Here is a 16,691-nt window from a genome sequence, read left to right on the forward strand (position 1 = left end):
GACACGCCGGATCCCTGTCCTCCGCCACCCTCCGCATGATTTCATGCACACGACGTCACCGACGCTCACACCCCGATGGGGAGTCGCCATGCCGATGCTGCTGGTCAAGGGCTCTTTCCAGATAAAGAACACCGAACCGGACGGGGACACCGTGGGCTTCACCCCCACCCGTCACCCCGACTGGAACCGCGTCAGGGGCGGGCTCGGGCTCGACCTCACCAACTCCTGCCGGGGCAAGCTGCGCCTGGACGCCGTCGACGCGCTGGAGACCCACTACGGGCCCACCTCCGCCCCGGCCCACCAGCCGCTGCCCTTCGCCCACGCGGCCCGGGACGAGCTGCTGCGGTGGCTCGGCTTCACCGCCGTGGAGCGCGAGCCAGGCGGCGAGCGGGTCGTCGCCGCCAGCCCCGAGAGCGTCCCCGGCTGGATCCTCACCGGCGGGGTCGACGTGCACGGCCGCTGCGTCGCCCTGGCCGGCCGGGGCGCGCCGCCGGAGGGCACGAAGAGCGGCCAGGAGGTCACGGTCGGCGTGCCGCTGCTGCGCGCCACCGTCAACCACCACCTGGTCGCCGAGGGCCTGGCCTACCCGACCTTCTACAGCAACCTCTACGAGGACCTGCGCCGGGAGCTGACCGACGTCGCCCGGCAGGCCCGCGAGGCGGGCAGGGGGCTGTGGCCCGGCGACGTGAGCACCAGCGGCGCGAAGGTCACCGGGCTCTCCTCGCTCACCGACGACGTGGTGCTCGTCCCCAAGCTCTTCCGGCGGCTCTTCGACTACCTCGCGCTCGGCGAGCCCTCCCTCGCCGCCTTCCGCGCCTACCTGGCCGGGGCGGCCGACACCTACCGGATCCTGTCCTCGGACACCCCGCGCGCGCAGGTGCGAAGCCTGCACCACGTCGTCGAGGTGACCGGCGACCACACCGTACGGATGACCGTCCCGGTCGAGGACCTGGTCTTCACCGAGGCATGACGACCGGGGCGAACTCCGCGGCCCACCGCAGCAGTTCCTCGTCCTCGCCGGGGCGCCCGACGACCTGCAGACCGAGCGGCAGGCCGTTCGCGGCGTACCCGGCGGGCAGACTCACCGCGGGGAAGCCCGCGTTGCTCCACGGCAGGCACATCACCGAGTCGCCGGTGCTGCCCAGGCCGAACGGGGCGGGGCCGGTGGCGGACGGCGCCAGCCAGACGTCGACCTCCCCCATGGCCGCCAGCAGCCGCTCGCGGAAGACCCGGCGCTCGCCCACGGCCCGCTCGTAGTCGTCGCGGCCGACGGCCTGGCCCTCGCGGATGGCGGCGACCGTCTGCTCGCGGTACAGCCGGCCGTGCCGGGGGAACCAGTCGGCGTGCGTACGGGCCACCTCGTAGCGGTTCATGACGTACAACTGCCGTACGACCGCCTCGAACTCACCCGGGCCCGGCATCAGCGGCACCTCGCGCACGGTCCAGCCCGCCGCCTCCAGCCGCTTGGCCCGCGCCGCGAAGGCCTCCCGCGCCTCCGTCCCCGCGCGGTCCAGGTACGGGCCGACGGGTATGCCGAGCACCGGCCGGCCATCGCCGGCCGCCGGCTCCCGCCAGTCGTCGCACAGGACGGACGCGCCGCGCGTCGCCGTCGCGACGTCCGCGGCGAGCACCCCGACCGTGTCGAAGCTCGGGGCGTTGGCGATCACCCCGTCCACCGGGACGCGCCCGAAGGTCGGCTTGAAGCCCACCACCCCGCAGTAGGCCGCGGGCCGGACCACCGAGCCGACGGTCTGCGTCCCGACCGCCAGCGGCACCATGCCCGCCGCCACCGCGGCCGCCGATCCGCTGCTCGAACCACCGGGCGTGTGAGCGGCGTTGTGCGGATTGCGGGTCGGCCCCGGCGCGGTCACCGCGAACTCGGCCGTCACCGTCTTCCCCGCGACCAGCGCCCCTGCCGCCCGCAGCCGGTCCACCAGCGGTGCCTGCGGCCCGGCCAGCACCTCCGGCGGCACCGCGGACCCGGCCCTGGTGTCCATCCCGTCGATCCGGACGATGTCCTTGACGCCCACCATCACCCCGGACAGCACGCCCGGCGGCGCCTCGGCCGCCTCCGCCGCCAGCCGGCCCCGCCGGTCCGGCTCCCGTACGAACGCCTTGATCCGGGCGTCGAGCCGGTCGATGCGGTCACAAGTCCGTGCCACCAGGTCCGTCACGGCGGCCACGCTACGCCGAAAAGCTCCGGCCTTCCTCAAACTGCGCGTCATCGCCGCGCCCGCGGGCACACCGACCACAGGGGGTGGTGCGACATGTCATGGCTCGCATGGACATATCCGGTGGCCGAGGTGGTGCTGCTCGTCACGGCAGGGGTGCTGCTGCGCGCACCGCGCGTCGCGGCGTACGAGCTGACGGACCCCCACGAGGCGGCCTACCTGCGCGACGGGCGCCGCGGCGCGGTGGTCGTCGCGTTGGTCGCGCTGCATCTGCGCGGCACGGTGGACGCCGGCGCGCACCGCACCGCGCGCATCTCCGGGCCGCTGCACGGGCTCTCGCAGCCGCTGCAACTGGCCGTCTACCAGGCCCTGTACCGGCCGGCGGGGGTGAACACCCTCGCCACGTCGCGGCCGGTACGGCGCGAACTGGACGTACTGCGCGGGCGACTGGCCGACGCGGGGCTGATCCGGGACGACCGGCGCCGGCGTACGGCCCGTGTGCTGCTGTGCGCGGCCGTACCGACCGCGGCCGCGGAGCTGGTGTCCGGCGCCCTGACGGCCTGGAGCTCCCCGTTCCGGGCGGCCGTCCCCGCCCTCACGGTGGCCGCCGCCCTCGCCCTGTGGAGGGTGCCGCGGCGCACCCGGGCCGGCCGCCGGGTCCTGCGGCGGGCCCAGGAGCGTTTCCCGCGCCCGCGCACCCGCAGGGCCTCACCCGAATCGGTCCTCCTGGCGGTCGCCCTGCACGGCGGACCGGCGCTGCGGCCGGCCGTCCCGCACTTCGCCAGAGAGGCCGGGCTGCTCGCCCACCACGACGAGGCCGAGAGCCTCTACGGCGTCAACCACTGGCACAGCGGCGGCGGTGGCACGCCCACCTCGTGCGCGAGCTCGGGGGCGGGCGGCTGCGGCTCGGGAGGGGTGTGAGGGTACGCGTCCTCCCGGACGGCCCAAACACCGCATCGGTGCGAGATTCGTCACGTCCCGGTGTCACATGGGTGCTCCCACGTCCCGTGCGTCAACCCGTGTCACGCGCGCGTCACCCCGGTGGCTACTCAGGGGTTGCGAAGCCAAGGGGACGGCACGATTTACTGACCGCCATGACGGCGACCGACACCACCTCCAGACCCGTGACGCACCCCGGCCGGGTGCGCATGATGAGCCACCTGCGCCGCCTCGCGGCCGCCGGTCTGGTGGAACCGCCGTGCGGCGCACGGCCCCTGCGGGACCCGCAGGACGAGGACGCCGAGGTCTGGGACGACTTCCGGCACCGGCTGGCGGCCCTGCTAGTCGGCCTGCACGAGGAGGCCCGGGCGCCCCGCCCGGCACATCGGGCCGTGCACGTCGGCGCGACGGTGACGGCCTTCCCGCTGCACCGCCGGTTCAGCTGACCCCCCGGCCGCCGGATCCGCTGGATCCGGCGGCCCGCCCGCACCACGTGGACGTCAGCCGAGTTCCGCCCCGACCGCGGCCAGCGCCGTGGTCACCGGCTGGAAGAAGGTCTCCCCGCCCGCCTGGCAGTCCCCGCTGCCGCCGGAGGTGAGGCCGATCGCGCTCCCGTCGCGGCTGAACAGCGCGCCCCCGCTGTCGCCCGGCTCGGCGCAGACGTCGGTCTGTATCAGCCCGGTGACGGTGCCCTCCGGGTAGTTGACCGTCGCGTCGAGCCCGAGGACCGTGCCCCCGTGCAGCCCGGTGGTGCTGCCCATCCGGAACACCTCCTGGCCCACGGCCGCCTCCGCGGCCCCGTTGATCGCCAGGGCACGGCCGTCGCCGAGGTTCACCTGGCTGGGCGCCTGGGTGCCCGGGTCGTCGTACGTCACGAGGGCGAAGTCGCCGTCACCCGGGAAGGTCGCCTGCCGTACGGTCGCGACGGGCGTCCCGCCCTGGCTGTCCGACCAGTTCGCGAACGCGACCCCGCAGTGGCCAGCGGTGAGGAAGGCGGGGGCGCCGTCCTTGACGACGTTGAAGCCCAGCGAACAGCGCGCCCCGTCGGCGAAGATGGCGTCCCCGCCGGCCACCAGGGGCTTGAACTCGCCCGCGGACTTATGGATCCGGGCCATGCCGCCGCCCAGGGACCGCACGGTGGACTCCAGGGTGTCCCACTTGCCGCCGGTGACGGTGCGGTCCGCGGTGACCAGGATCCGGTTGGTCCGGGGGTCGACGGCCCAGGCGGTGCCGGGGATCGTGGCGCGCTGCTTCAAGGTCTGGGCGGCGGCGCTCAGTTCGGCGGCACTGTTGTCGACCGTCCGGGTCGCGGCGCCGGCCTGCGCGGCCTGCGCGGCCACGTCGTCGCCGTCCCCGGCGACCACGTTCACCACGAGCCGCCTGCTCGCCGCGTCGTAGTACGCCCCCGCGATGGACGGACCGAACTGCGAGCCGAGCCGCGCGGCGAGTTCCGCGGCGGCCGCGGCGGTGAGCCGCTTCGGCGAGGGGGCCTGCGGGCCCTGCGCGGCGGACTGCGACGCGTTGGCGTTGGGCAGCAGTACGGCCGCTGCCGCGATGGCGGCGGCACCGGCCGCAACGAACACGATCTTCCGCTTGGCTATCTGTTTGTGCTTCAACTCGTGACCTCCTGTGGGGGGATACAGGCCGGATCGTCGGGCGCAAGGGGGAAGCGTCGTTCCGTCTGACATACGCAGCCCCGCCCCGTCGCGTTCACCACGGCCCATCCGCTCGCGCCAGGGGTCGTGGTTGTGGTGGAATCCGCCCGATGAGCACTTTCGACCCCTCCCTCGTGGCGCTGGAGTACCGCGCCGCCTACGACCGGCAGTTGCGCGCCCGTGTGCCCGCCGACCTCTCGCGGTACGAGTCGGTGGAACGCGACGGCCCGCTGCTGCGCAAGACCTACCGGCACGGGGAGGCGGGGTTCCTCGACTACCGCGACCTCGGCGGGCTGGACGGGCCCGGGCTGGACGCCCTGATCGCCCGGCAGCGGGACCACTACGCCGCGCTGGGCATGCCGGTGGAGTGGAAGTACCACGCGCACGACCTGCCCGTGGGACTGCCGGACCGGCTGGTCGCGGCCGGCTTCGTGCCGGAGGAACCGGAGACGGTGCTGGTCGGCGAGGCGCAGGCGCTGACGGCCGCCCCGGTGCTGCCGGAGGGCCTCGCGCTGCGGGAGGTCAGCTCACGGGCGGACTTCGAGCGCATCCGGGAGATGGAGGAGACGGTCTGGGGCGTGCCCCACGACTGGCTGCCGGGGATGCTGGAGAGCGAGGTGTCGGGGCCCGGCGACCCCTGCGCGGTGGTCGTCGCCGAGACCGCCGACGGCACGGTGGTCTGCGCCGGCTGGGCCCGTTTCCACGAGGGCACCGACTTCGTGTCGCTGTGGGGCGGCTCCACCCTGCCGCAGTGGCGGGGGCGGGGCGCCTACCGGGCGACGGTGGCGCACCGGGCCCGGCTGGCGGTCGCGGCGGGTCACCGCTTCGTGCAGGTCGACGCCTCCCCGGACAGCGCCCCGATCCTGGCCCGGCTGGGGCTGCTGCCGGTGGCGGTGACCGTTCCGTACGTGTGGCGGCCGGACGTGCCGCAGGCGGAGGGCGGGCTCAGCTGACGTCGGAGGGCCGCTGCGGCCGGACGGTGTCCAGCAGCGGGTCCGCGCAGAGGGCCTCGCGCAGGTCGGCGGGGAGCTCCTCGGCGGGCTCCACCAGCGGCGCACCGGCAGCCGGCGCGTCGGCCGCCGGCGCGTCGGCCGCGGCGGCCCGCGGTGCGGGCCCGGGGGGAGGCGCGGCCGCCACCGGGGGTCCGGGCGGAGGAGCGGCCGCCACCGGGGGTCCGGGGGCCGGCTGCTGTCCGACGGCCGGGTAGGGCGCCGGCTGGGCGCGCTCGAGGAAGCGCAGCAGCTCCACCGGGAAGGGCAGGACCAGGGTGGAGTTCTTCTCCGCGGCGACGGCGACGACCGTCTGCAGCAGGCGGAGCTGGAGCGCGGCGGGGGTGTCGCTCATGACCGCCGCGGCGTCGGCGAGCTTCTTGGAGGCCTGGAACTCGGCGTCCGCGTTGATGATCCGCGCCCGGCGCTCCCGCTCGGACTCGGCCTGGCGGGCCATCGAGCGCTTCATCGTCTCCGGCAGCGAGACGTCCTTGATCTCGACGCGGTCGATCTGCACGCCCCAGCCGATGGCCGGGCTGTCGATCATCAGCTCCAGCCCCTGGTTGAGCTTCTCGCGGTTGGAGAGCAGGTCGTCCAGGTCGCTCTTGCCGATGATCGAGCGCAGCGAGGTCTGCGCCATCTGCGAGACGGCGAAGCGGTAGTCCTCGACGTTGATGATCGCGTCGGCCGCGTGGACGACCTTGAAGTAGACCACCGCGTCCACCTTGACCGTGACGTTGTCGCGGGTGATGCCCTCCTGGGCGGGCACCGGCATCGTCACGATCTGCAGGTTCACCTTCCGCATCCGGTCGACGATCGGGACGATCATGGTGAATCCCGGGTTCCGCACCCCGCCCCTGACCCGGCCGAGCCGGAACACCACGCCCCGCTCGAACTGCTGCACCACACGGGCCCCGGCGACGAAGTACAACGCTCCTGCCGAGAGCACGGCGGCAATCAACTCGACGACCATCACGGCCCCCTGGGGTCCGGAATCGCAGTACTTCCACGGTACCTCGCGGGTAACCCGCCGGATACGGGCCGGGATGCCCGGTTACGGACCCGGTGCCGGCCTACCGCGGCGCACCCGCCGCCCGGGCGAGGCGGTCCGCGACGACCCGCAGCCGTTCGGCCAGCTCAGGGGGCTCCCGCACCTCGAAGTCGACGCCGATCATGCCGATGTAGACGGCGAGCGCGTCGAGGGACTCGGAACCGGTGCGCAGCACGCAGCTGTCCGGCCCGGTGGACTCCACGGTCGCGTAACCGGCGTACTCGGCCACGGCCTCGGCGGGGGCGTGCACGACCACGACGGCCTGGTGGCGGTAGGCCCGGGAGGTGACGCCGCGGGCGACGTACGACGCGGCGTCCGCCGGAGGCCGCCGGGGCGTGAAGCGGGGGCCGGCCGGGGACTTGGGGTCCATCCGGTCCACGCGGAAGGTGCGCCAGTCCTGCCGGTCGGTGTCCCAGGCGAGCAGGTACCAGCGGCGGCCGTGGTGGACCAGGCCGTGCGGCTCCACCGTGCGGCGGCTGGCGGTGCCGCCGTGCGCCCGGTAGTCGAAGCGCAGCCGTTCGTGGTCGCGGCACGCGGCGCCGATCGCGGTCAGCACGTCCTGGGCGACGGCGCCCGGCACGGTCGCGGGCCGGGCGACCGCGACGGCCTCCATGGCCTGCGCCCGGCGGCGCAGCCGGGAGGGCAGCACCTGTTCCAGTTTGGCCAGGGCGCGCAGCGAGGTCTCCTCGATGCCCTCGACGCTGCCTCCGGCGCCGGTGCGCAGGCAGAGCGCGACCGCGATCGCCTCCTCGTCGTCGAGCAGCAGCGGGGGCAGCGCGGCGCCCGCGCCGAGCCGGTAGCCCCCGGCGGTGCCGGGGGTGGCGTGCACGGGGTAGCCCAGGGCCCGCAGGCGCTCCACGTCACGGCGCACCGTCCGGGCGGTGACCTCGAGGCGTCCGGCGAGTTCGGGTCCGGTCCAGTCGCGCCGGGACTGGAGCAGGGACAACAGGCGCAGCAGTCGGGCGGAGGTTTCCAGCACGGCACCAGTCTGGCAGCCGTCGCGGACGGTTCCTGACCGCATTCCGCCCTACCGTGCCGCCCATGGAGACCATCCCCGAAGGCACCGTCCTGGACCGCCGGACGCTCAACCGTTCGCTCCTGGCCCGGCAGTCGCTGCTGGGGCGGGTGCGCACCGGTGCGGAGGAGATGGTCGAGGCCCTGGTGGGACTGCAGGCGCAGGAGCCGCAGGACCCGTACGTCGCCCTGTGGTCCCGGATCGAGGACTTCGCGCCGGAGGAGCTGTCCGGGATGCTCGCGGACCGGCGGGCTGTGCGGATGTCACTGCTGCGGTGGACGGTGCACCTGGTGACGGCGCGGGACTGCATGGCGCTGCGCCCGGTGGTGCAGGACGTGCTCGAACGGCGCCTGCTCGGGCAGTTCCGGCGCCAGCTGGCGGGGCTGGACCTGGCGGAGGTGGCCGGGGCCGGCCGGGCGCTCCTCGAGGACGGCCCGCTGTCCCCGAGCAGGCTCGGGGACGCCCTGCGGGAACGCTGGCCGGACCGCGAGCGGCTGCCGCTCAGCCTGGCCGTCACGGCCCGGGTGCCGACCGTGCAGCCGCCGCCGCGCGGCCTGTGGCGCACCTCGGGCGCGGCCCTGCAGACCCCCGCCGACCGGTGGCTCGGCCGGGACTTCGACCTCGCGGCCGGCTCCGCGCCGGACGCGGCCGTCCTGCGCTACCTCGCCGCCTTCGGCCCCGCGTCGGCCGGGGACGTCGCCGTATGGTCGGGGCTGACCGGGCTCCGCGCGGTCCTGGAACGGCTCCGCCCGGGGCTGCGGGTCTACCGCGACGAGAGGGGCACCGCGTTGTACGACGTGCCGGACGCGCCCTTCCCCGACCCCGGGACGAAGGCACCGCCCCGGTTCCTGCCGCAGTACGACAACATCGCCCTGTCGCACGCCGACCGGACGCGGATCATGCTGCGCAACCCCTACGCCGGGCTGCCGCTGCCCGGCAGCGGCAGCAACCGCGGCTTCTTCCTCCACGACGGCTTCGTCCACGGGCTGTGGCGGATCCAGGCCTCCCGCGACGCGGCCGTGCTCCACGTCCAGCCGTACGCGCCGCTGGACGCCGGGGCGCGGGAGGCGGTCGCGGCCGAGGGCGCCCGGCTGCTGGCGTTCGCGGTGCCGGAGGCCGCCGCCCGGGAGGTGCGCTTCGCGGGGTGACCGGGGCGGCCGGGGATGGCTCAGTACACGCCGACCCCGTACGCGGTGAGGACCGCGGGCAGCGGCTGGAAGAAGGTGGCGCCCCCCTCGGTGCAGTCGCCGCTGCCTCCGGACAGCAGCCCGAGGGCCTTGGTCCCGTCGTACAACGGGCCGCCGGAGTCGCCGGGTTCGGCGCAGATGTCGGTACGGATCAGGCCGCGGACGATGTCGCCGTCGCCGTAGTTGACGGTGTAGCCGAGCCCGGTGACCGTGCCGCTGCGGACGCCCGTGGTGGAGCCGTCCCGCTTCACCGCCTCCCCGACGCGGGCCCGCGCGGCCTTCTCGATGTCCTGCCGTCCGACCTTGCCCGGCCGCGCGACGGAGCCGGTGTAGCGGACCAGGGCGTAGTCGTCGTACGGGAAGCTGAAGCCGGTGGTGGTGCCCAGCGTCCTGGTCCGGGCGGGATCGCCGTACCAGGTCGTGGCGGCGCGCCCGCAGTGACCGGCGGTCAGGAAGTAGCAGGTGCCCGCGGCGCGGACGTTGAAGCCGACCGAGCAGCGGAAGCCGCCGCCGTGGACGGCGTCGCCACCAGCGACCATCCGTGCGAAGGAGCCCCCGACGCGCTCGAAGCGGACCGTGCCGCCGTACCGTCCGGCGGCCCGTCTCAACGCGGTGAGCCCGCTGCGCGGGACGGTGTCGTCGGTGGCGATGACCAGCGCGCCGCTCGTCGGGTCGACCGCCCAGGCACTGCCCTCGACGTCCGCCGATCCGGCCGCCAGGCCGAGGAGCGCCGCTCCGCGCAGCGCTGCGCCTCGGGCGGGGCCGCCGCGCGCAGTGGTGCGCTTGTTCCTCATATGTTCCCCCTACGCGGTTATGCGGTGCCTCGCGGAGTATTGCGACGATCGGCCCCGGCGGACAAGAGGGCCGTACGGGACGTGCCCGGCGGCCGTGGGGCCGCCGGGCACGTCCGTGACGGAAGGGAGGGCGTGGACCTCCCGGAGGGTCAGAAGACGCTGACGCCGTAGACGCTGAGCGCCTCCGTCACCGGCTGGAAGAAGGTCGTCCCGCCGGTGCTGCAGTTGCCGCTGCCACCGGAGGTCAGACCCAGCGCGATGCCGCCGGAGGTGTACAGCGCGCCGCCGGAGTCGCCGCCCTCGGCGCACACGTTGGTGCGGATCATCTGGTAGACCACGTCGCCGCCGCCGTAGTTGACGGTGGCGTTGAGGCCGGTGACCGAACCGCTGTGGATGCCGGTGGTGGAGCCGTCACGCAGCACGGCCTGGCCCACGAAGGCGTTGCCGGCGCTGGTGATGTCGGTGTTGCCGGCCGTGCCGCTCTTGGTCACGGAGGTGTTGCTGTACCGGACCAGCGCGTAGTCGTTGGTCGGGAAGCTGTAGCTGACGTTCGAGCCCAGCACGGTGGACTGGCTGGAGTTGGAGTACCAGGTGGACGCGACCTCACCGCAGTGCCCGGCGGTCAGGAAGTAGTTGGTGCTGCCGCTGCGCACGTTGAAGCCGAGCGAGCAGCGGTAACCGCCGCCGTAGATGGCGTCGCCGCCGGCGATCAGCCGCTTGAAGGTGCCGGCCGTGCGCCGGAAGGTGACCGCGTCGCCGTAGGGGGCGGTGGCCTTCTGCAGCGTGGCGAGTTCGGCGCCGGTGACCGTGCTGTCGGCGGTGACCTCCAGGCGGTTGGACTTCGGGTCGACGACCCACGAGGTGCCCGCGATGTCCGCGGCGAGGGTGGCCTTCCCGGCCTTCTCCAGCTGGGCGGTGCTGTGCGCCACGAACTTCGGGACCGCGCCGGCCGCGCTGACGGCCTGGGCCGCCTTGTCGTTCGTGACGTTGACGACCATGGTCTTGGCCTTGGCGTCGTAGTACGAACCGGCGGTGGAGGCGGTGCCGAGGGACGTGGTGAGCGCGGCCGCGGCCTCGGGGGAGGCCTTGGGCGCGGGAGCGGCCTGGGCGGCGGGCAGGGTGAGCGCGGTGGCCGCCAGCAGACCGGACGCCACGGCGATCAGCCGTGCACGTCTCGGGACGGGGGTGTGGGTGGTGCGCTTGATCCTCACGCGTTTTCCTCCTGTGGGGGAACGGAAGTTGACCCGCGTAGCGCGGGCCGGTGAGGCGCAGCGAGGGCGCCGCCGTACTGTGGGGGTGGCGTGCCCCTGACAAGTGCTGCGCACACGGGAGTATTCAGAGTCATGCACAAGCGCACAAGGGCGGGTTTCGGCCGCGTCACGCACCCGAAACGCCCCGGCGGCTCCCCGGGTCAACCGCTGTGACGGTGTATCACCTGGTGGGCCCACCGCCCCCGCCACCCGCAGGCCACCCCCGAGCCCCGCCCCCGGTTTGGCGCGAACGGGCGGCTGCGCCGCGCCCGTTCGGCGGGGCGCCGGGCGCAACTCCGCCGCACGCGCCACCCCAGCGCCGCACGGCCCCCGACGCGCGCCCGCCGCTCTCGCTGGGTCACGCCCTCCCCGGCTGGCAGCGCCGCAGGACGCCGCCCGACCCTCACGCCACCTCGCCATGGCCCCGGCGCCGCTGTCGCGCCCCCACGGGGGAGCGACAGCGGCCCGTGCCGGAGACGCGACCGCCCGCGCCTCCGGCGCCACCGTCGCGGGGAACGGGCCGCACGGCCCGTCAGCAGTCGCAGCCGCAGCAGTCGCAGTCGCAGCAGCAGCCGTCACCGCAGCCGCAGTCGCAGCCGGAGCAATCGCAGTTGGAGCACCAGCCTTCGCGCCGCTTGCCGCTCCAGGGGTCGTCGTAGTGGTCCCGGCAGCAGATCTGGCACGTGCAGCAGAGCCCCGCGAACACCGCGCAGCCCGCGAGCAGCCCGCGGCGGGGGCCCGGCTGGTGCGGGGGGCCGGGGGTCAGCCAGGGCGACTGCACCGGCCCGCCGGGGCCGCCGGGGCCCGGGTGGTGGGCGCACGAGGCCCCGAACGCGCGGTCCACGGAACGGCGCAGTTCGTGGGCGAGCAGGACGTGGGCGAGCGCGCCGTCGGCGAACTCCACGTCACGCAGCGCCAGCCGGACCCCGTGCACCGCGTCGTCGCACAGCCGTCGCGCCTCGTCCACGCTCGTCCCGGTGGCGGTCAGCGGGTTCCACGCGCCCGCCGCCGCGTCGGCGTCCAGGTCCTCCACCGCGTCCAGCAGGTGGGCGAGGCGGCCGAAGAGCCGGCCCGCCTCCTCCAGCGGGGCGCGGTTGCCGGGGCGTCCGGCCAGCACCGCCGTGTGGCCGAACGCGGCGGCGGTGGCGGTCTCGGTGGGCTCGGTGACGGTCAGCAGGGAGGTACCGGGCCCGGCGGCCGCCTCGACGCCGGCCTGCCGGCCCACGGCGTCCACCAGCACCGCGGTGTCGAAGCCGAGCCCCGAACCGGTCACCGCCCCCGCCCGGTCCCAGCGCCGGGCGACCGTGCGCGCCGCCGCGGCGACCGGACGGCGCGCCAGCAGACCGTCGCCGTCCGCCATGTGGTCGCGCATCTTCGCCGAGGCCAGCACCAGCGAGACCGCCGCGGCCAGCCGCGCACCCTCCCCCTTGGCCACCGGCGCGGTCCGCATCGCGCGCAGCGGGCACGGCCCGGCGGTACGGCGTCCGTCCTCCGTCCACCCGGCCTGGGCCTCCACCAGCACCGAGACGATGAGCCCGTCGTAATTCGTGGCGACCCTGGCCAGTTGCCCGTGGTCGTCCCTCAGGGCGAGGCAGAGGCCGCACAGATGGGCCGTCCACGCTATGGCCAGCTTCTCCGGCAGCCGGTGCCGGCATGGTCTGACGATTCCGAACATCACAATCCCCCGTACGTCATTCGCAGCAATGGAACACGTCATCGGCTGGTCGTTCTGTACGCCGCCCGTTCGGCTGTCCGGCGGTGAGCCATCACCCTACCGAGCGGGACCCTTTCCGATGATCCGTCAGGAGCCATATTCCACGGGGTACCTGGGGGCCACTAGTGCGATTTATGCACCAGGTCTGTCACGAATCCACCCCACGGTGGGTATCCGCTTGGCGCATCATCCGCATCATGGACGACCATAGGGGTGCGGACGGCAAACTGACCGCGTGCGAGAGGAGGCGTCCATGGGATCGGTACGACGGGCGAGCGCCTGGCTGGGACTCGTCGACGACAACAGCGCCGAGGAGTACTACGACGAGGACTACGCCGATTACGGCGACGGCGCCGAGACGTCCTCCCCCGACTCCTGGGTCACCGACCCCCGCGTGCGCGTGGCCTCCGATTCGGCGGAGGAACAGGGCCGCCGGATCGCGACGGTCACCCCGGACGGCTTCCGGGACGCCCGCGGCATCGGCGAGCTGTTCCGGGAAGGCGTCCCGGTGATCGTCAACCTGACGGCGATGGACCCCGCCGACGCCAAGCGCGTCGTCGACTTCGCGGCCGGCCTCACCTTCGGCCTGCGCGGTTCCATCGACCGCGTGGCCAACCGGGTGTTCCTGCTGACACCGCCCGACTACCTGGTCGTCAACGCCGACAGCAAGCGCGGCGGCGACGGCTTCTTCAACCAGAACTGACCCGTGGCGTCGGCGCCGGGACCCGGCGCCGATGCCACGGCCTGCCCGCCCGCCTACCGGAAGGCGTCGAGGCCGGTGAGCGCCTTGCCGAGCACGAGCTGGTGCATCTCGACGGTGCCCTCGTAGGTGAGCACGGACTCCAGGTTGGTGGCGTGCCGCATGACGGGGTACTCCAGGGAGATGCCGTTCGCGCCCAGGATCGTCCGGGCCGTGCGGCAGATCTCGATCGCCTCGCGCACGTTGTTGAGCTTGCCGAAGCTGACCTGCTCGGGACGGAGCGTGCCCGCGTCCATGCGCCGTCCGAGGTGGTGGGCGAGGAGGATGCCCTTGTGCAGTTCGAGCGCCATGTCGGCGAGCTTGGCCTGGGTCAGCTGGAAGCCGCCGATGGGCCGGCCGAACTGCTCACGGGTGCGGGAGTACTCCAGGGCGGCCTCGAAACTGCTGCGCGCGGCGCCCATGGCACCCCAGACGATCCCGTAGCGCGCGTGGTTCAGGCAGCTGAGCGGGCCGCGCAGGCCGGTGACCTCGGGGAGCACGGCGTCGGCGGGCAGGCGTACGTCGTCCATGACCAGCTCGCTGGTGACGGAGGCGCGCAGCGACCACTTGTGCTTGATCTCGGGGGCGGAGAACCCGGGGGTGCCGGTGGGCACGACGAATCCGCGGATGCCCTCGTCGGTGCGGGCCCACACCACGGCGACGCCGGCGACCGAGCCGTTGGTGATCCACATCTTGCGGCCGTTCAGGACCCAGTCGGAACCGTCGCGCTTGGCGTGGGTGCGCATGCCCGCCGGGTCGGAGCCGTGGTCGGGCTCGGTGAGCCCGAAGCAGCCGATGACCTCGCCGGCGGCCATCCGGGGCAGCCAGCGCTGCTTGTGCTCCTCGGAGCCGTACCGGTGGATGGCGTACATCGCCAGCGAGCCCTGCACGGAGACGAGCGAGCGGATGCCGGAGTCGGCGGCCTCCAGCTCCAGGCAGGCGAGGCCGTACTGGACGGCGGTGGCGCCCGCGCAGCCGTAGCCGGTCAGCGACATGCCCAGCGCGCCGATCGAGCCGAGCTCGCGGGCCAGCTCGCGGATCCCGGGCAGCTCGCCGCGCTCGTACCAGTCCGCCACGTACGGCAGCACGCGGTCGGCGGCCCAGCCGCGCACGGTGTCCCGCACGGCGCGGTCCTCGTCGTCGAGCAGGTCGTCGACGCCGAGCGGGTCGTACGGGTCGAACTGCGGCTTTCCAGTGGACATCGTCGTCCTCTCCGGTGATCACTGCGCTTCGCGGACGAAGCTACTTCCGTGGCGGGGGCGGGTAAAGCCCCCGACGGTGTGCTCAGCGCGACACGTCGGCCCCGGCCAGGGCGTGCTCGCGCGGTGCCGGGATCCCGGGGGCGGCGGACCGCTGGGACGCCTCCGTGCCGCACTCCATGCGGCGGGGCAGCCGCAGCGCGGCGACCGCGCCGAGCAGCAGCAGACCGGCGCTGACCACCAGGGTGATGTGCATCCCGTGGACGAAGGCGTGCCGTGCGGCGTGCCGCAGGGAGGCTCCGGCGGTACCGCCGAGGTGGTCGGAGACCTCGTAGGCCTCGCCGAGCGACTTCCCGGCCGAGAGGCGGGCGTCCGCCGGCACCCCGGGGACCCGGGCGACGCCGGGGGCGTAGGCGGCGTTCATGACGCTGCCCAGCAGCGCGATGCCGATGCCGGCGCCCAGTTGGTAGGAGGTCTCGCCGATCGCGGCGGCGCCGCCCGCCTGCTCGGCGGGGGCGTCGCTGAGCATGGACTCGTACGCGCCGAAGAGCGTGGTCTCCAGCCCGAAGCCGAGCAGGACGAAGCCCGTGGTCAGCACGCCCGGCCGGTCGTGCTGGCCCATGAGGGTCAGCACGAGCACCGCGCAGGCGGTGAGGACGAAACCGGAGCTCACCATGACGCGCGGCCCGAAGCGGCCGAGCATCCGGGAGCCCAGGAGGCCGGCGCCCATGGCCGCGAGGGTGAGCGGCAGCAGCCGCAGCCCCGTCTGCAGGGGGCTCAGGCCGAGGACCAGCTGCAGGTACTGGACGGCGATCAGCTCCAGGCCGACGAGGGCGAGCAGCGCCAGCACGATGCAGCCGACGGAGGTGCCGAAGGCGGGCCTGACGAACATGCGTATGTCGATGAGCGGGTGCTCGCGCCTGCGCTGCCGGCGCACGAACAGCGCCAGCAGGGTCAGGCCCACGAGCAGCGGGACGAGCGCGGAGGGCTCGTACGGGGCCGCGCCGCCGCCGACCCTCTTGACGCCGAGGATGGCGCCGAGGATGCCCAGCGCGGCCATGACCGCGCCCAGCACGTCCCAGGGGCCGTCCAGCTCGCCTCGGGACTCCGGCAGCAGCCAGCGGGCCACCGGAAGGATGACGGCCATCAGGGGGATGTTGACCAGGAAGACCGAGCCCCACCAGAAGTTCTCGACGAGGAAGCCGCCGAGGACCGGCCCGACGGCGGCGCCGACGGCCGCGACGGCGCTCCACACGCCGATGGCGACGGCCCGCTCACGGCGGTCGGGGAAGACCTGCCGGAGGATCGACAGCGTGGCCGGCATGATCATCGCGCCGCCGACGCCGAGCAGGGCGCGGGCCGCGATGAGGACGCGCGGGTCGGGCGCGAAGGCGGCCGCCGCCGAGGCGGCCGCGAAGATCGTGCAGCCGAGCAGCAGGATCCGGCGTCTTCCGACGCGGTCGCCGAGGGTGCCGAAGAGGATGAGCAGGGACGCGGCGACGAGCGGATAGGCGTCGACGATCCACAGCAGCTCTATCGCGCCGGGGCGCAGGTCCTCGCTCACCGCGGGAACGGCGACGTGCAGCACGGTCGCGTCGAGGGCGACGAGCAGCAGGCTGACGCAGAGGACGATCAGCACGGTCCAGCGGTTGACCGGCCGAGTGTGCCGTGGGACGGCGGCCGGCCCGGGAATGCCGGCCGAGGACGTCCCTGTCATGTACGTACCTCCCAGCGGTGCGCTCGCGGTGTCCCTGGGCAGGACGAGGGGACGGTCCCGGGGGAACCCAGCGACGAGGGCGAGTGAAGTCGTCAGACTACGCGAGTCCGCGCCGATGGTGGGTGGCGCGGGTCACGTTCCGACGTGGCCGTCGTCACGCGACGGCCATCCGCCGGAGACCTGCCGGACATTTCCGGTACGGCGGCACCGGGCCTCCCGCCGGGAACGGATCGGCCCCGCCCGCCGACTCGGTGGCGTGTACCCGCCCGTT

Annotated in this window: 15 protein-coding genes; 6 read left to right on the forward strand and 9 right to left on the reverse strand. The window is 74.2% G+C overall.

The window, feature by feature from the left end; all coding sequences use genetic code 11:
* Positions 1–88 precede the first annotated feature (88 nt).
* On the forward strand, positions 89–970 hold the full coding sequence (locus AC1VWI_RS12425; protein ID WP_499511042.1) for a thermonuclease family protein: 882 nt from the start codon (positions 89–91) through the stop codon (positions 968–970).
* On the opposite strand, the gene AC1VWI_RS12430 is transcribed toward AC1VWI_RS12425, so the two are convergent.
* Positions 957–2,183 carry an amidase gene (locus AC1VWI_RS12430; RefSeq protein ID WP_499511043.1) on the reverse strand — a complete coding sequence of 409 codons (1,227 nt, stop codon included), beginning with the start codon at positions 2,181–2,183 and terminating at the stop codon, positions 957–959. The genes AC1VWI_RS12425 and AC1VWI_RS12430 overlap by 14 nt on opposite strands.
* A gap of 84 nt (positions 2,184–2,267) precedes the next feature.
* Here AC1VWI_RS12430 and AC1VWI_RS12435 point away from each other — a divergent pair, with 84 nt between their 5' ends.
* Both AC1VWI_RS12435 and AC1VWI_RS12440 read left to right on the forward strand, forming a co-directional pair.
* On the forward strand, positions 2,268–3,092 hold the full coding sequence (locus AC1VWI_RS12435) for a TIGR04222 domain-containing membrane protein (RefSeq protein WP_499511044.1): 825 nt from the start codon (positions 2,268–2,270) through the stop codon (positions 3,090–3,092).
* Between the two features lie 173 nt (positions 3,093–3,265).
* Positions 3,266–3,556, forward strand: a complete 291-nt coding sequence (locus tag AC1VWI_RS12440) for a hypothetical protein (RefSeq protein ID WP_499511045.1) — start codon at positions 3,266–3,268, stop codon at positions 3,554–3,556.
* Between the two features lie 54 nt (positions 3,557–3,610).
* On the opposite strand, the gene AC1VWI_RS12445 is transcribed toward AC1VWI_RS12440, so the two are convergent.
* Positions 3,611–4,726, reverse strand: coding sequence for a S1 family peptidase (locus AC1VWI_RS12445; RefSeq protein ID WP_499511046.1), 1,116 nt, complete (start codon positions 4,724–4,726; stop codon positions 3,611–3,613).
* Between the two features lie 149 nt (positions 4,727–4,875).
* On the opposite strand from AC1VWI_RS12445, the gene AC1VWI_RS12450 reads away from it, so the two are divergent.
* Entirely contained in the window at positions 4,876–5,718 is an 843-nt protein-coding gene (locus AC1VWI_RS12450; RefSeq protein WP_499511047.1) for a GNAT family N-acetyltransferase, read from the forward strand.
* On the opposite strand, the gene AC1VWI_RS12455 is transcribed toward AC1VWI_RS12450, so the two are convergent.
* Together AC1VWI_RS12455 and AC1VWI_RS12460 are read right to left on the reverse strand one after the other, a co-directional pair.
* Positions 5,711–6,727 (reverse strand): slipin family protein, encoded by a 1,017-nt coding sequence (locus tag AC1VWI_RS12455; protein ID WP_499511048.1) that lies wholly within the window; start codon positions 6,725–6,727, stop codon positions 5,711–5,713. The genes AC1VWI_RS12450 and AC1VWI_RS12455 overlap by 8 nt on opposite strands.
* Positions 6,728–6,827: 100 nt before the next feature.
* Positions 6,828–7,784 (reverse strand): helix-turn-helix transcriptional regulator, encoded by a 957-nt coding sequence (locus AC1VWI_RS12460; RefSeq protein WP_499511049.1) that lies wholly within the window; start codon positions 7,782–7,784, stop codon positions 6,828–6,830.
* A 62-nt stretch (positions 7,785–7,846) separates the two neighbouring features.
* On the opposite strand from AC1VWI_RS12460, the gene AC1VWI_RS12465 reads away from it, so the two are divergent.
* Complete coding sequence (locus tag AC1VWI_RS12465; RefSeq protein WP_499511050.1) at positions 7,847–8,968, forward strand: winged helix DNA-binding domain-containing protein; 1,122 nt, start codon at positions 7,847–7,849, stop codon at positions 8,966–8,968.
* A 20-nt stretch (positions 8,969–8,988) separates the two neighbouring features.
* Here AC1VWI_RS12465 and AC1VWI_RS12470 read toward each other — a convergent pair whose 3' ends face one another.
* The 3 genes from AC1VWI_RS12470 to AC1VWI_RS12480 all read right to left on the reverse strand — a co-directional run bounded on the left by AC1VWI_RS12470 (position 8,989) and on the right by AC1VWI_RS12480 (position 12,726).
* Complete coding sequence (locus AC1VWI_RS12470; protein WP_499511051.1) at positions 8,989–9,801, reverse strand: S1 family peptidase; 813 nt, start codon at positions 9,799–9,801, stop codon at positions 8,989–8,991.
* A gap of 149 nt (positions 9,802–9,950) precedes the next feature.
* Positions 9,951–11,012: a S1 family peptidase gene (locus AC1VWI_RS12475; RefSeq protein WP_499511052.1), complete on the reverse strand. Its 1,062-nt coding sequence runs from the start codon at positions 11,010–11,012 to the stop codon at positions 9,951–9,953.
* Positions 11,013–11,583: 571 nt separating this feature from the next.
* Positions 11,584–12,726, reverse strand: coding sequence for a DUF5685 family protein (locus tag AC1VWI_RS12480; protein ID WP_499511053.1), 1,143 nt, complete (start codon positions 12,724–12,726; stop codon positions 11,584–11,586).
* A 292-nt stretch (positions 12,727–13,018) separates the two neighbouring features.
* On the opposite strand from AC1VWI_RS12480, the gene AC1VWI_RS12485 reads away from it, so the two are divergent.
* Positions 13,019–13,468 (forward strand): cell division protein SepF, encoded by a 450-nt coding sequence (locus tag AC1VWI_RS12485; RefSeq protein WP_499511054.1) that lies wholly within the window; start codon positions 13,019–13,021, stop codon positions 13,466–13,468.
* Positions 13,469–13,521: 53 nt separating this feature from the next.
* On the opposite strand, the gene AC1VWI_RS12490 is transcribed toward AC1VWI_RS12485, so the two are convergent.
* The gene (locus tag AC1VWI_RS12490; RefSeq protein ID WP_499511055.1) at positions 13,522–14,706 is read right to left on the reverse strand and encodes an acyl-CoA dehydrogenase family protein; all 1,185 of its coding nucleotides are present in this window, start codon (positions 14,704–14,706) and stop codon (positions 13,522–13,524) included.
* Positions 14,707–14,788: 82 nt separating this feature from the next.
* Positions 14,789–16,420 (reverse strand): MFS transporter, encoded by a 1,632-nt coding sequence (locus tag AC1VWI_RS12495; protein ID WP_499511056.1) that lies wholly within the window; start codon positions 16,418–16,420, stop codon positions 14,789–14,791.
* Positions 16,421–16,691 lie beyond the last annotated feature (271 nt).

This window comes from Streptomyces sp. TOM-9 (assembly GCF_056858595.1).

Bases quoted from the DNA above. Each gene is read 5' to 3' on its own strand.
- AC1VWI_RS12480 (WP_499511053.1), bottom strand. From the start codon at position 12,726: ATGTTCGGAATCGTCAGACCATGCCGGCACCGGCTGCCGGAGAAGCTG.
- AC1VWI_RS12440 (WP_499511045.1), top strand. From the start codon at position 3,266: ATGACGGCGACCGACACCACCTCCAGACCCGTGACGCACCCCGGCCGG.
- AC1VWI_RS12485 (WP_499511054.1), top strand. From the start codon at position 13,019: ATGGGATCGGTACGACGGGCGAGCGCCTGGCTGGGACTCGTCGACGAC.
- AC1VWI_RS12495 (WP_499511056.1), bottom strand. From the start codon at position 16,420: ATGACAGGGACGTCCTCGGCCGGCATTCCCGGGCCGGCCGCCGTCCCA.
- AC1VWI_RS12455 (WP_499511048.1), bottom strand. From the start codon at position 6,727: ATGGTCGTCGAGTTGATTGCCGCCGTGCTCTCGGCAGGAGCGTTGTAC.
- AC1VWI_RS12425 (WP_499511042.1), top strand. From the start codon at position 89: ATGCCGATGCTGCTGGTCAAGGGCTCTTTCCAGATAAAGAACACCGAA.
- AC1VWI_RS12450 (WP_499511047.1), top strand. From the start codon at position 4,876: ATGAGCACTTTCGACCCCTCCCTCGTGGCGCTGGAGTACCGCGCCGCC.
- AC1VWI_RS12465 (WP_499511050.1), top strand. From the start codon at position 7,847: ATGGAGACCATCCCCGAAGGCACCGTCCTGGACCGCCGGACGCTCAAC.
- AC1VWI_RS12435 (WP_499511044.1), top strand. From the start codon at position 2,268: ATGTCATGGCTCGCATGGACATATCCGGTGGCCGAGGTGGTGCTGCTC.
- AC1VWI_RS12490 (WP_499511055.1), bottom strand. From the start codon at position 14,706: ATGTCCACTGGAAAGCCGCAGTTCGACCCGTACGACCCGCTCGGCGTC.
- AC1VWI_RS12470 (WP_499511051.1), bottom strand. From the start codon at position 9,801: ATGAGGAACAAGCGCACCACTGCGCGCGGCGGCCCCGCCCGAGGCGCA.